The organism is Pseudonocardia phyllosphaerae, from assembly GCF_046546475.1.
Lineage (GTDB): Bacteria > Actinomycetota > Actinomycetes > Mycobacteriales > Pseudonocardiaceae > Pseudonocardia > Pseudonocardia phyllosphaerae.
This window is the reverse complement of record NZ_JBKGXS010000006.1, coordinates 123,416-135,482: the sequence shown is the minus strand read 5'-3', so window position 1 is coordinate 135,482 and position 12,067 is coordinate 123,416. Positions and strand designations below refer to the sequence as shown.

Sequence of the window (12,067 nt, the reverse complement as noted above, 5' to 3'; positions counted from 1 at the left end):
GTCGGTGGGCCGTGGTGGAATGACTCCGGCCGGAACGAGGGGGCGGGTGTCGATGGGACGCATCTGGGCCGAGGCGCGCCGGATCCCGGTGCTCGACGCCGTGCTGGCGGCGCTGGGGCTGGCCTTCACCGTGCTGGTCGGGGACCAGTGGCTGCAGTACGGCTCCTGGCCCTACCTCGTGAACACGGTGCTGTCCGCCGGGCTCAGTGCGGCCCTGTTGGTCCGGCGCCGCTTCCTGCTCGGGTCGGCGGCGGCCACGGCGGTGCTCCTGGCGTTGCTCGCGTTGCTGATGTGGGGCTCACCGGTCCGGATAGGGGTGAGCCCGCTGCTGGTGTGCGCGCCGCTGACCGTCGTGGCGCTCACCCGTTATGCCCCCGGCCGCGGGTGGGGGCGCCTCGCCTTGGTCGTCGCGCTGCTGGGGGCACCGTTCAGCCCGGCGGTACGCCTGCTGTTCTACAGCGCCCCGGGCGACGGCGGGACGTGGAACCCGTGGCCGCAGTTCGGCTGGGTGCTCTCCGCTCATGTCCTGGTCATCGCGGTCGCCTACCTCTGGGCGCTGCGGCAGCGCGAGCTCGCCGACCGGCACGCCGCCGAGCTCGCCGAGCTCGCCGCCCGGGTGGAGGCCCGCGAGGAGCTGGCGGCGGTCCGCGAGCGGAACCGGATCGCCCGCGAGGTGCACGACGTCGTCGCGCACTCGATCACGGCGATCCAGGTCGAGGCCGCGACCGGCTACGCCATCGCCGAGACCGAACCCGATTACGCCCGCACGTCGCTGCGGACCATCCGCGACACCGGCCGGGAGGCGCTCGCCGAGATCCGCGGGCTGGTCGGGGTCCTGCGCGACGGTGACCACGGCGACAACAGAGACACCGGGGACACCGGCGGCGCGTCGCGGGAGCCCGCGGCGTCGCTGACCGGGCTGCCCGGGATCGTCGCCCGGGCCGGTGGCGACGGCCGTGGGCCCGGGCCGTCGCTGGTCGTGGATCTGCCGGACGAGCGGGAGCTGGCCCGGCTCGACGCGCACCTGGACCCGCTGACCCGGCTCGCCGCCGTCCGGGTCGTGCAGGAGGCGGTGACCAACGCCGTCCGGCACGCCGATCCGGCCGCGCCGGTGCACCTGTCGGTCACCACCGGGGAGACCGGGCTGCACATCGAGGTCCGCAACCGGGCGAGCCCACCGGGCGACCCGACCGGCGCGTCCGCCCCGGGCGGCACCGGGCACGGGGTGCTCGGGCTCGCCGAGCGGGTCGGCACCGTGGGCGGCCGGTTCGCCATCGGCCACGAGGCCGACGAGTTCGTGCTGACCGCCGAGCTGCCGGTTCCGGCCGGGGCCCGGAGCGGACCCGTGACCGGGGTGACGCCGTGATCCGGGTGGCGGTGGTGGACGATCAGCCGCTGCTGGCGTCGTCGTTCGCGGCGTTCCTGGAGCGCCAGCCGGACCTGACCGTTGTCGGGACGGCCGGCAACGGCGAGGAGGCGCTGGCCCTGTGCCGGAGCCGTGACGTCGACGTCGTGCTGATGGACCTGCGCATGCCGGTGCTCGACGGCGTGGAGGCGACCCGCGCGCTCGCGGCCCGCGGCGAGCGTCCCCGGGTGCTGGTGCTGACCACGTTCGACGTCGACGAGTTCGTCGTCGCCGCGGCCCGGGCCGGGGCGCGGGGCTACCTGCTCAAGGACTCCGACCCGGTCGAGCTGGTGTCCGCGGTGCGGGCGGTGCACGACGGGCGCGCCGTGCTCGGCGGCACCGAGCCGTCCGAGCTGCTGCGCGCCCACCTGGAGACCCACCGCACACCGGAGCGGCCCGGCGCCGAGGTGCTCGCGGCACTCTCGGAACGGGAGACCGAGGTACTCGCCGAGATCGCTTCCGGCGCCACCAACGGCGAGATCGCCGCGCGGCTGCACATCGCCGAGACCACGGTGAAGACCCACGTCGGGAACCTGCTGACCAAGCTGGACTGCCGCGACCGGGTCGCGCTGGTCGTGCTCGCACACGCCGCACGCAGCTGACGCGCTCCTCCCGCGGGAGGAGCGCCGCGCCGCGGACCGGACCGCAGCAGGAGGTGCCGGGCACCCTCCGCGGGCCACCCTCGCGTCCATGGAGCCCACTCCCCCGGCCGTCCGCTGCGACGGCGTCACCGTGACCCTCGGCCGCCGGCGGATCCTCGACGGTCTGGACCTGCGGATCCGCCCGGGCACCGTCTACGCACTGCTGGGACGCAACGGTGCAGGCAAGTCCACCGCGTTCCGGGTGCTGCTCGGGCTGCGCCGCCCGGACGCGGGCACCGTCTCCCTGTTCGGCGAGCCCTGGCGGCGCGGCCTGCTCGCCCGGGTCGGTGCCTCGGTCGACGGGCCCGCGCTCTACGACCACCTCTCCGCCGCGCAGAACCTGCGGGTGCACGCCCGGCTCACCGGCGTCGCCGAGGCCCGGGTCGAGGAGGTTCTGCACCTGGTCGGTCTCGCCGGGACCGGGCGGCGGCGGGCGTCGCGGTTCTCCACCGGTATGCGGGCCCGGCTGGCGCTCGGGATCGCACTGCTCGCCGAGCCCGAGCTGCTGCTGCTCGACGAGCCGCAGAACGGGCTCGACCCGGAGGGCGTCGTCGAGCTGCGGGAGCTGATCCGGTCGCTCGCGGCGGCGGGGCGGACGGTGCTGCTGTCGTCGCACCAGCTGGGTGAGGTCGCGCGCACCGCCGACGACGTCGGCGTGCTGGCCGGTGGGCGGCTGGTCCACGAGGGACCCCTGCGATCGCTCGCCCCGGACGGCGAGCTGGAACGCGCCTACTTCGCCCTCACCGCGGGAGCCGCGGCATGACCGCCCCGGACACCACCGCGGCGCCCGGTCCGGGGCCGCTCGGGGTGCTCCGGTCCGAGCTGCAACGCACCCGGCGCAGCGCGGCACTCGGGCTGTCGCTGCTCGGGATCCCGCTCTGCCTGCTCACGGTGCTCGGACAGGCCGTGGTGACCGGGCGGCGGTCCTGGGCGTCGCTGCTGCAGTGGCAGACCGTCCACGTGACCGTGGTCGCGGCGGTCGCGGCCGCGTTGCTGGTCGCGTTCGTCGAGCGGCGGGAACGCCGCTCCCGCGGTGGTGGCACCGCCTGGCGCGCCGTCGGTCCGGTGCCGCAACGGGCGGCGCGGCTGGGCGTGCTGGCCGCGTCGTGGCTGCTCACGAACGTGCTGGTGTTCCTGCCGTACCTGTTCCTCGGACCGGCGCTGGGTTACGGCCCGGCCCCGGGGGAACGGCTCGTGGCCGCCACGGTCCTCGTCTGGGCAGGCGGGCTCACCTGGCTGGTGATCGCATTCGGGCTGGGCCGGTTGCTGGGGCCGTGGCCGGTCGTCGGGATCGGGGTCGCGTGGCAGGTGGCCGGGACGCTGTACGCGGAGTCGCCGTCGTGGTGGTGGCTGCCGCCGACCTGGTCGGTGCGGCCGCTGCTGCCGCTGCTCGGGATCCACCAGAACGGCGTCGGCCTGGAGCCCGGGTCGGCGGTGTGGGCGCTGCCCGCCGGGCCACCGGTCCTGGCGTCGGTGCTGGTGGCGGTGCTGCTCGCGCCGCTCGTGGTCGCCGGTGACGGTGCGGCCGGCGGACGGTTCGCCCGCCGCGCCGCCCGGCTGCCCGGCGGGGGCACCGGGGTGGTGGCGCGCCCCGGCTCCGACCGGGTCCGGCTCCCCCGGCTGCGCAGCGCGCTCGCCCTCGCGTCGTCGTTGCGCCGCACGCCGATCGGCCCGCTCCTGGGGCTCGTGGCGCTCGTCCTGGTGGCGACGGCGGCGGTGTACCCGCCGTCCTACCCGGCGCAGCTGTGGGCGCTGGCGGTGCTGCCTGCCGGATCCGCGGTGCTCGCGGTGCTGGCGTGGCAGGCCCAGGAACCGGCGTGGCGGATCGTGCTGACCCGCGCCGGACGGGCCGGGGCGCCCGCGGTGCGGCTGCTCGGGACGCTCGGCACCGTCGTCGCCGGGTGTGCCGTCCTGGCCGGGGCGCTGCTGCTGGCCGACGGCGCCGACCCCGCCGTCACCGGGCGGCAGGTCGTCGTCGCGATCGCGGTGGGGTGGGCGTCGGTCGCGGTGACCCTCTGGCTGCACGCTGCGGTGCACGTCGCCGTCGCATGGGTGGTCGCCTTCCTCGGGCTCACCGCCGGGCTGCTGTTCGGCGGCAGCGTCCTCGCGACGACGCCGTTGTGGCTGCTCGGGCCGGCCGCCTGGGCGTCCTCGGGGATCTCGCCGGACCGGGTCGTGGTCGCGGTGCTCGTCCCGCTGGTCACGGCAGCGGTGTGCGGAACCGGGTTCGTCCGCACCACCTCCCGGGGATGAGACGAGCGGCGGGCAGGCCACGACGCGCGCACGAGATGCGTGATGACGCACGCACGGCCGGTGACGGCCACGCTCCCTACACTCGTCGCAGACCGGTCGGTCGACCAGAGCCTGCGCGAGCGGAGGAACCGGATGAACGGTGTTCGGCGGCGGACGTTGCGACGTCCGGCGGTACGGACCGGGCCGTCGGCCTGCCTCGCCGCGCTGGTCCTGGCCGGGGCGCTGACCGGCTGCGGCGACTCGCTCGCCACCCGCCCCAGCTCGACGCCGCACGCGAGCCCGACGACGTCGCGGTCCCAGACCCCGTTCTGCGAGGCCCTGCAGCGCAGCCGGGAGGCCGCCCGCCCGGTGAACGAGCTCGGCGTCAGCCGCCAGAAGTCCGACACCGGCGAGGTGGTCACCGACGTCCGCAGCGCCAACCAGCAGGTGCTGCTGCTCGCGCCGCAGGAGATCCGCCCGGACGTGCAGCGCGCCAACGAGGTCGTCGAGCTGCAGCTACGGGTGCTCGAGCGCACCGAGGGCGACACGCTGGCCCTGTCCCGCGACCCGGACGTCTCCCGTGAGCGGTCCGACCCGCAGAACGTCGAGGCGTCCCAGCGGATCCAGGACTACTCGCGTCGCATGTGCACGACCTGACCGGAGGGCCCGGCGAGCGACCCGTCCACGACGGCCGGGGCGGACTGCCGCCAGCCCAGGTAACGGTCGGCCTCGGCCAGCATCGTGCCGCCCAGCCACATCGCGACCACCGCGTCGTCCCCGAGGCCGAACATCCACAGCAGCGCCTCCGGCATCACGTCGACCGGTGACACCAGGTAGGCCAGGGCCAGCGCGAACAGCGCCAGCCGGCCCCGGCCCAGCAGCGGGTACGTGCCGCGCCAGGCGTCGCCGAGCATCGCCGGCACGGCCCGGATCCGCTGCGACGGCGTCGGCTCGCCGGGGCGGCTGCGGCGGGTCAGCGCCCGGAACAGGGTCCGGAACGCCGCTACCCGGCCGATCCTGCGGCCGGGCGCGGTGCCGTCGAACGCGTTCGCGTGCGCACTGCTCGTGGCGTACATGGTCCGGTCAACGCACACGACGCCGCGGACGTTCCCGACTCCCCGGCACGAATCGGCCGGACCTGCCCGGCCTGCGGCTCAGCGCCCGGCGAGGTAGATGTCGCGCAGCACACCGGCCTGGGTGCTCATCTCGGCGAGCCGCTGCTTCACGACGTCACCGATGCTGACCATCCCGCACAACCGCCCGTGCTCGACGACGGGCAGGTGGCGGTGCCGCCAGCGGTTCATCGTCGTCATCACGTCGGCGAGCGAGTCCTCCGGGCTGCAGGTGATCGCGTGCGGGTTCATGATGTCGGCGACCTTCAGGTTGAACAGGCCGGGACCGTCGGATGCCAGGTGGCGCACCAGGTCCCGCTCGGTGACGATGCCGTCCACGCTGGTCCGGTTGCCGTCGTCGGACACGACCAGCGCTCCGATCGCCGGTGGTCCGGCGAGCCGGGCCGCGGCCTCCGCGACCGTGTTGTACGACAGCACGGTCTGCACCGAGTCGCCCTTGACCCGCAGGATGTCGGCCACCTTCATGACGCGCTCCCTTCGACGAACCTGGCTCGAGTGTCCGCCCGCTGCACCGGGTTCCGCAATGGTCAACACTTCCCCGGACACCCGTCACGACCTGGTAAAACTCGCGAAACGGACCCGCTCTCGATAGCGTCGCGGACCGTGTCCGACCCCCGTGAGCGCACCGTTGCCGACGACGTCCTGGAGGTGCTGCGCGACGCCGGCGCGGGCACCGTGTTCGGCCTGCCGGGGGTGCACAACCTCGCGTTCTTCTCGACCGGACCCGGGTCGCCGACGGTCGTGCGGCACGAGCAGACCGCGGCCTACGCCGCCGACGGCTGGGCGCGGCGGACCGGGCGGCTCGGCGCCGCCGTCGTCACCACCGGACCGGGCGCGACCAACGCGCTGACCGGGTTCGGCGAGGCGGCCGCGGCCGGGTCACCGGTGGTGCTCGTCGCCTCGGAGATCCCGCAGCGCCTGCGCCGCACCGGTCGCCTGCGTGGCGTGCTGCACGAGTCGCGTGACCAGGCGGCGGTGTTCGCGCCGCTGGCCAAGGCCGTGTTCACCCCGCGCACCGCCGACGAGGCCGCGACCGCGGTCCGGGAGGCGGCGGCCGTCGCGCTCGCGGAGCCCCGCGGCCCGGTCTACGTCGACGTCCCGGCCGACGTGCTGGCCGAGCCCGCGGGCACTCCGGGTCCCGGCCGCGCCACGGCGGTCCCCGCACCCGCCGACTCCCCCGGCCCCGAGCTGCCCGCCGGGCACGTCGTCGTCTGGGCCGGACCGGGCGCCGTCGGCGCCGCCGGCGAGCTCGCCGCGACCGCGGCCCACCTCGGCGCCCCGCTGGTCACCGCGTTCGGCGCCCGCGGGCTGCCGGGCGCGCTCGCCGCCCCGCCGCACGAGCCGGAGATCGCCGGGCTGGTCGGGTCGGCGGACGTGCTGCTCGTCGTCGGCGGCGGGCTGGACGGCATGAACACCCGCAACTGGACGATGCCGCGGCCACCGGTCCTCGTCACCGTGGACGCGGCCCCGCCGGCCGACCCGCCGGAGTGGGAGCCCGACGTCGCGGTCACCGGCGACGTCGCGACGGTGCTCGCGGGGCTGCGCGCGCAGCCCGCGCGCGAGCGCTGGTGGGACACCGCCGTCGCGGACCGGGTGCGGGACCGGCTGCGCGCCGACCCGGCGACCGCGGAGGCGTTCGCGCTGGTGGAGGCGGTGGAAACGGTCGGAACGGCCGGTGCGGCGGTGGTCTGCGACATGGCCGTCGCCGGCTACTGGACGGGTGGCTACGCCCGGCTGTCCGGCCCGCGCGGGCTCGCCTACCCGGTCGGCTGGGGGACGCTGGGGTTCGGGCTGCCCGCCGCGGTCGGGGTCGCGGCCACCGGAGTGCCGACGGTGGCGGTCGTCGGCGACGGCGGGCTGGCGATGGCGGTCGGCGAGCTCGCGACGCTGGTGCAGGAGCGGTTGCCGGTCGTCGTCCTGGTCGTCGACGACGGCGGCTACGGCATGCTCCGCTACGACCAGACCCGTGCCGGGGACCCGCACGCCGGGGTCGACCTGCACGGGCCGGACCTGGTCGCACTGGCCGGGGCGTACGGCCTCGACGGCGTCGGCGCGACGATCGGCGAGCTGCCGGGGGTGCTGCGCGACGCCGTCGCCGCGCGGCGTCCGTGCCTGGTCCGGGTCACGGCCACGCTGCTGCCCCCGCGCACGACGTCGCCCCGATGGCACGAGGCCACGGACTGACCCGTGGCCGGGACGGCCTCCGCTCCGGAGGCCGTCCCGGTGCGCGCTACGCGGCCGCGCGGTCCGCGTGCTCCTCCTCGCCGAGGTGCGCCCACGCGTAGTCCTCGACGGCGGGCAGCCGGTACTTCGCCCGCTTGTGCTGCTTGATCTTGTGCACCAGCACCGCCACTCCGATCCCGGCGACGGCGACGCCCCCGGCGACCGGCGCCGCGGTCCTGGCCAGCCCGACCGCCTTCTGCAGCAGCTCGGTCTTCTTGCGGCCGAGTGCGGCGACCAGCCGGTCCACGCTGGTGCGCAGGTCACCGGCCGCGGTGACGACCTGGTCGTCGAGACCGTCCGACCGCGCGGACAGCCGGTCCCGCAGGTGCGACGAGGAGACCTCGCTGAGGTCCATCGCCTTGGCCGAGTCCGACTTCGTCGAGTCGTGTTCCTGGGTGTCGCTCACCCCGCTCCCCTCCGGTCCGGACCCGTCCGGACCTGCGGCGACAGTCAATCCCATCGGCGCCCGGTCGGCCACCCGCCGGACGGTCGCGTCGCTCTCGGCCGCTCCCTCAGCCCACCCCCTCAGGCAACTCTCAGACATATCTCGTTGCAATCGAGAGCAGTCGCGATATATCGTGATGGCACACGAGCCGATCGAAGAGGAGGCTCACCACGAGAGGAGCACGCACCATGACTGCGCCCGACTTTTCCGAGAACCAGCACCCCGAGGACCAGTACGACGACGCCCCCGGCCCCTGTGGACCCGGTCCCCGGTTCGGCGGCCGCTTCGGCGGTCCCGGCTCCGGTGGCCCCTTCGGCGGCCCGGGCCCCTGTGGCCCCCGGTTCGATGGCCCCCGCTTCGGCGGTCCGGGCTTCGGCCGGCCGGGCTTCGGTGGCCCCGGCGGCTTCGACCTCCGCGCCGCACGCCGCGCGCTCCGGCGGGCGGGCTTCCGCCCGCCGTTCGGCCGCGGCCCCGGGTTCGGCCACCCCGGCCACCCCGGCCACCCCTTCGGCCGCCACGGCCACCCGTTCGGCCGCTCCGACGGCCCCTGCCCGGAAGGAGCCGGCATGAACGACAACGACGACTACACCGACAACTACACCGACGAGGACCAGGACTTCGGCGGCCCGCGCGGCCGCGGACGCGGACGGCGCGGCCCCGGCGGACCGTTCGGCCCTGGTGGCTTCGGGCCGGGCGGCTTCAAGCCCGGTGGCCCGTTCGGCCCCGGCGGACCGTTCGGTCCCGGTGGGCGCGGATTCGGCCCGGGCGGGCCGTTCGGTCCCGGTGGCCGGGGCCGCGGACGGCGCCGCACCCCGCGCGGTGACGTGCGGAACGCGGTGCTCGCCGTCGTCGCGGACGGTCCGCGGCACGGCTACGAGATCATCCAGGAGATCACTGCACGCTCCGGCGGGCAGTGGAAGCCGAGCCCCGGCTCGGTGTACCCCATGCTCTCCCAGCTGGAGGACGAGGGCCTGGTCCGCTCGGAGCAGACCGAGGGGCGCCGCGTCGTCCACCTGACCGAGGAGGGCACCCGGCACGTCGAGGAGCACCGCACCGAGCTCGACGCGGTGTGGGCCCCGTTCGCCGAGGACGCCGAGGCGGCCTCCGACGACCCCGGCGTCGCCCTCGGCGAGGAGCTGGCCCGGCTGCACGCCGCGGCCGGTCAGGTCGTCTCGGCCGGGACGCCCGAGCAGGTCACGCAGGCGACCGAGGCACTCACCGAGGCCCGCAAGACGCTGTACCGCCTGCTGGCCGAGTGAGCACCGGCCCGGCCCCGGTGCCCTGACGCCACGGGGACCGCATCACCCGCCCCGAGGGGCACCCTCGTTGCCGCCGACGGTGACGAGGGTGCCCCTCGGGGCATCGGCGTCTCGGGGCATCGGCGTCTCCGGGGTTCCGGCGTCTCCGGGGCACCGGCGTCTCCGGGTACCGGTGCTCCAGGGACACCGGGGCACCAGGGGCTCGAAACCCCTCAGAGCACCCGGCGGCCGGTGCGACGGTCCCGCCGGATCGCCTCCCGGATCGACGGCACCACGGTCCCCTCCGAGGCCAGCAGCTGCCGCGCCTTCCGGCGGGCACCCAGGACCCCGAACACGGTGATCACCCAGATCGGGAACTGCACCAGCCACGCCAGCCGGAACGCCTCGGGCGTGTAGCCGCCCGACGCGCTGAGCACCGCGCCGACGAGCAGCGTCGTGGTCAGCGACGCGGTGAACCCGCCGACGTTGACGATCCCGACCGCGGTCCCCCGCCGGTGCGCGGGGTTGAAGGTGCGGGCGTAGTCGAACCCGACGGCCGAGCACGGCCCGTTCGCCGCCAGCACCACGACGAGCACGACCAGCAGCCACAGCGGCGCGGGCGGCGGCACGAGCAGCACGATCGTCCACACCAGAGCCGTCCCGACGATCACCGACAGCACCAGCCAGGAGCGGCGCAGCGGGTGCCGCGCGGTGAACTCGCCGAACAGTGGCCCGGCCACCGCACCGGCGGCGACGAGCACGGTGAGCAGCACCGACGCCGTCGTCGTCGACATGCTCTGCCCGGCGACCAGGTACGGCACACCCCAGAGCAGCGAGAAGACCAGGCCGGAGAACTGGGTGCCGGCGTGCGCCCACAGCCCGAGGCGGGTGCCGGGGTGCCGCCACGCACCGACCAGCCCGTCGATCACCTCGCGCGGGGTCGCGGCCGTCGCAGGCGGCGGGCTGCCGGGCGGGCGGTTGCGGAACGCGGCCAGCACCGCCACCCCGGCGACGAGCCCGACCCCGGCCGCGGACAGGAACGCCGCGGTCCATCCGGCACCGTGCAGCACCGTCGCGAGCGGGATGGCCGAGAGCACCTGGCCGAACTGGCCGAGCAGCGCCGTCACCTGCGTCATCAGCGGGACCCGCCGCGCGGAGAACCACACCGGCAGCACCGAGAGCACGGAGATGAAGGTGAACGCGTCGCCGACGCCGACGAGCACCCGCGCACCGATCGCCAGCGGCAGCGACGTGGCCAGCGCGACGACGATCTGCCCCGCGGTCATGGTCACCGCCCCGGCCAGCACCATCGCCTTCGCACCGAAGCGGTCCAGCAGGACCCCGACCGGGACCTGCAGCAGCGCGTAGACCAGCAGCTGCAGCACGAGGAAGCCGGCCAGCACGGTCGGCGAGGCGTGGAACCGGTCGGCCGCCTCGAGCCCGGCGACGCCGAACGAGCTGCGTTGCAGGATCGCGACGACGTAGGCGAGGAGGCCGGCGGACCAGACGAGGTAGGCGCGCGAGGAGGGCCCGGATGAGGTTGTCATGACGAACGACAATTCTGAGCCATCCGGACGTGCCCGACGAAACCGGTGGGGCCGGGCCGGGGCGCGTCTCACAGCCGTCCCACCGACTGGGAGCACGCCGCACCGCGCGCACGGCGGCGGGCGCCGGGTCCCCCGCGGAGACTATGGTCGGCGCCGCGGAGAAGACCCGGCTTCCGCATCTCGCGAGTCCCCCGGGAGAACACGGAGGTATCGGTGCTCGATCCCGCACAGCTGTACCAGGTCGATCCGGACGCACCGCAGCTCGACGAGCCGGTGCTGATCGTGGTGCTGGACGGGTTCGTCGACGCCGGCAACGCGGGCGCACTCGCCGTCGGCGCGCTGAAGGACGAGCGTGAGGTCACCCGGGTCGCCTCCTTCGACGTCGACCAGCTCATCGACTACCGCTCGCGGCGCCCCCCGCTGCGGTTCGAGACCGACCACTGGGCCGACTACGACCCGCCGACGCTCGACGTCGTCGCGCTCACCGACACCGGCGAGACGCAGTACCTGCTGCTGTCCGGGCCGGAGCCGGACACCCAGTGGGAGCGGTTCGTCGCCGCCGTCGGGCTGCTGGTGGAGCAGCTCGGGGTCCGGCTGGTCGTGACGCTGCAGGGCATCCCGATGGCCATCCCGCACACCCGCCCCATCGGGGTCACCGCGCACGCGACGCGGCCCGAGCTCGTCGAGGGCCACACGCCGTGGTTCGCCACGGCCGAGGTCCCCGGCTCCGCGGCCGCGCTGCTGGAGTTCCGGCTCGGCCAGGCCGGGCAGGACGCGATGGGCTTCGCCGTGCACGTCCCGCACTACCTCGCGCGCTCGGCCTACCCGCAGGCCGCGCGGGTCCTGCTCGACCACGCCGGCCTGGCGACCGGGCTGTACCTGCCGACCGAGACGCTGACCCGCGCCGCGGAGCAGGCCGACACCGAGATCGCCGAGCAGATGGAGGAGTCCGACGAGGTCGTCCAGGTCGTGAAGGCCCTGGAGGAGCAGTACGACCAGGTCGCCGCGGCCCGCGAGGCCGGTGACCTCACCGACGGCCTCGACGGCGGCGACCTGCCCAGCGGCGACGAGCTGGCCGCGGAGTTCGAGCGGTTCCTCGCCGACTCCGACGACAAGGAGAAGTCCGGCCGCGACGACGACGGCGAGCCGCCGCACGAGCCGCCGGGCCCGGCGAACCCGCCGCCGCCCGCCCCGGCCTGAGCA

Annotated in this window: 12 protein-coding genes; 8 read left to right on the top strand and 4 right to left on the bottom strand. The window is 75.5% G+C overall.

The features are described from left to right. Positions 1-52: 52 nt before the first annotated feature. From ACLE50_RS14305 to ACLE50_RS14285, 5 genes are all read left to right on the top strand, one after another. Positions 53-1,366 carry a sensor histidine kinase gene (locus ACLE50_RS14305; protein ID WP_410944017.1) on the top strand — a complete coding sequence of 438 codons (1,314 nt, stop codon included), beginning with the start codon at positions 53-55 and terminating at the stop codon, positions 1,364-1,366. 14 nt (positions 1,367-1,380) lie between these two features. Next, complete coding sequence (locus ACLE50_RS14300; RefSeq protein WP_410944016.1) at positions 1,381-2,007, top strand: response regulator; 627 nt, start codon at positions 1,381-1,383, stop codon at positions 2,005-2,007. 88 nt (positions 2,008-2,095) lie between these two features. Next, the gene (locus ACLE50_RS14295) at positions 2,096-2,809 is read left to right on the top strand and encodes an ATP-binding cassette domain-containing protein (RefSeq protein WP_410944015.1); all 714 of its coding nucleotides are present in this window, start codon (positions 2,096-2,098) and stop codon (positions 2,807-2,809) included. After that, positions 2,806-4,299: an ABC-2 family transporter permease gene (locus ACLE50_RS14290; RefSeq protein ID WP_410944014.1), complete on the top strand. Its 1,494-nt coding sequence runs from the start codon at positions 2,806-2,808 to the stop codon at positions 4,297-4,299. Before ACLE50_RS14295 ends, ACLE50_RS14290 begins: the two co-directional genes overlap by 4 nt. Before the next feature lie 132 nt (positions 4,300-4,431). Beyond that, a complete protein-coding gene (locus tag ACLE50_RS14285) occupies positions 4,432-4,935 on the top strand; it encodes a hypothetical protein (protein ID WP_410944013.1) in 504 nt (167 codons plus the stop codon). On the opposite strand, the gene ACLE50_RS14280 is transcribed toward ACLE50_RS14285, so the two are convergent. Beyond that, positions 4,908-5,354, bottom strand: coding sequence for a DUF1232 domain-containing protein (locus tag ACLE50_RS14280; protein ID WP_410944012.1), 447 nt, complete (start codon positions 5,352-5,354; stop codon positions 4,908-4,910). The genes ACLE50_RS14285 and ACLE50_RS14280 overlap by 28 nt on opposite strands. A gap of 78 nt (positions 5,355-5,432) precedes the next feature. Next, positions 5,433-5,876, bottom strand: coding sequence for a CBS domain-containing protein (locus ACLE50_RS14275; protein WP_410944011.1), 444 nt, complete (start codon positions 5,874-5,876; stop codon positions 5,433-5,435). A gap of 138 nt (positions 5,877-6,014) precedes the next feature. On the opposite strand from ACLE50_RS14275, the gene ACLE50_RS14270 reads away from it, so the two are divergent. Beyond that, the gene (locus ACLE50_RS14270) at positions 6,015-7,595 is read left to right on the top strand and encodes a thiamine pyrophosphate-binding protein (protein ID WP_410944010.1); all 1,581 of its coding nucleotides are present in this window, start codon (positions 6,015-6,017) and stop codon (positions 7,593-7,595) included. Positions 7,596-7,641: 46 nt separating this feature from the next. On the opposite strand, the gene ACLE50_RS14265 is transcribed toward ACLE50_RS14270, so the two are convergent. After that, positions 7,642-8,040, bottom strand: a complete 399-nt coding sequence (locus ACLE50_RS14265; RefSeq protein ID WP_410944009.1) for a hypothetical protein — start codon at positions 8,038-8,040, stop codon at positions 7,642-7,644. A 227-nt stretch (positions 8,041-8,267) separates the two neighbouring features. Here ACLE50_RS14265 and ACLE50_RS14260 point away from each other — a divergent pair, with 227 nt between their 5' ends. After that, positions 8,268-9,338 carry a PadR family transcriptional regulator gene (locus ACLE50_RS14260; RefSeq protein ID WP_410944008.1) on the top strand — a complete coding sequence of 357 codons (1,071 nt, stop codon included), beginning with the start codon at positions 8,268-8,270 and terminating at the stop codon, positions 9,336-9,338. Positions 9,339-9,550: 212 nt separating this feature from the next. Here ACLE50_RS14260 and ACLE50_RS14255 read toward each other — a convergent pair whose 3' ends face one another. Beyond that, positions 9,551-10,864: an MFS transporter gene (locus ACLE50_RS14255; protein ID WP_410944007.1), complete on the bottom strand. Its 1,314-nt coding sequence runs from the start codon at positions 10,862-10,864 to the stop codon at positions 9,551-9,553. 213 nt (positions 10,865-11,077) lie between these two features. Between ACLE50_RS14255 and ACLE50_RS14250 the strand changes: the two genes are divergently transcribed. Further along, positions 11,078-12,064, top strand: a complete 987-nt coding sequence (locus ACLE50_RS14250) for a proteasome assembly chaperone family protein (RefSeq protein WP_410944006.1) — start codon at positions 11,078-11,080, stop codon at positions 12,062-12,064. The last annotated feature ends 3 nt before the right edge of the window (positions 12,065-12,067 follow it).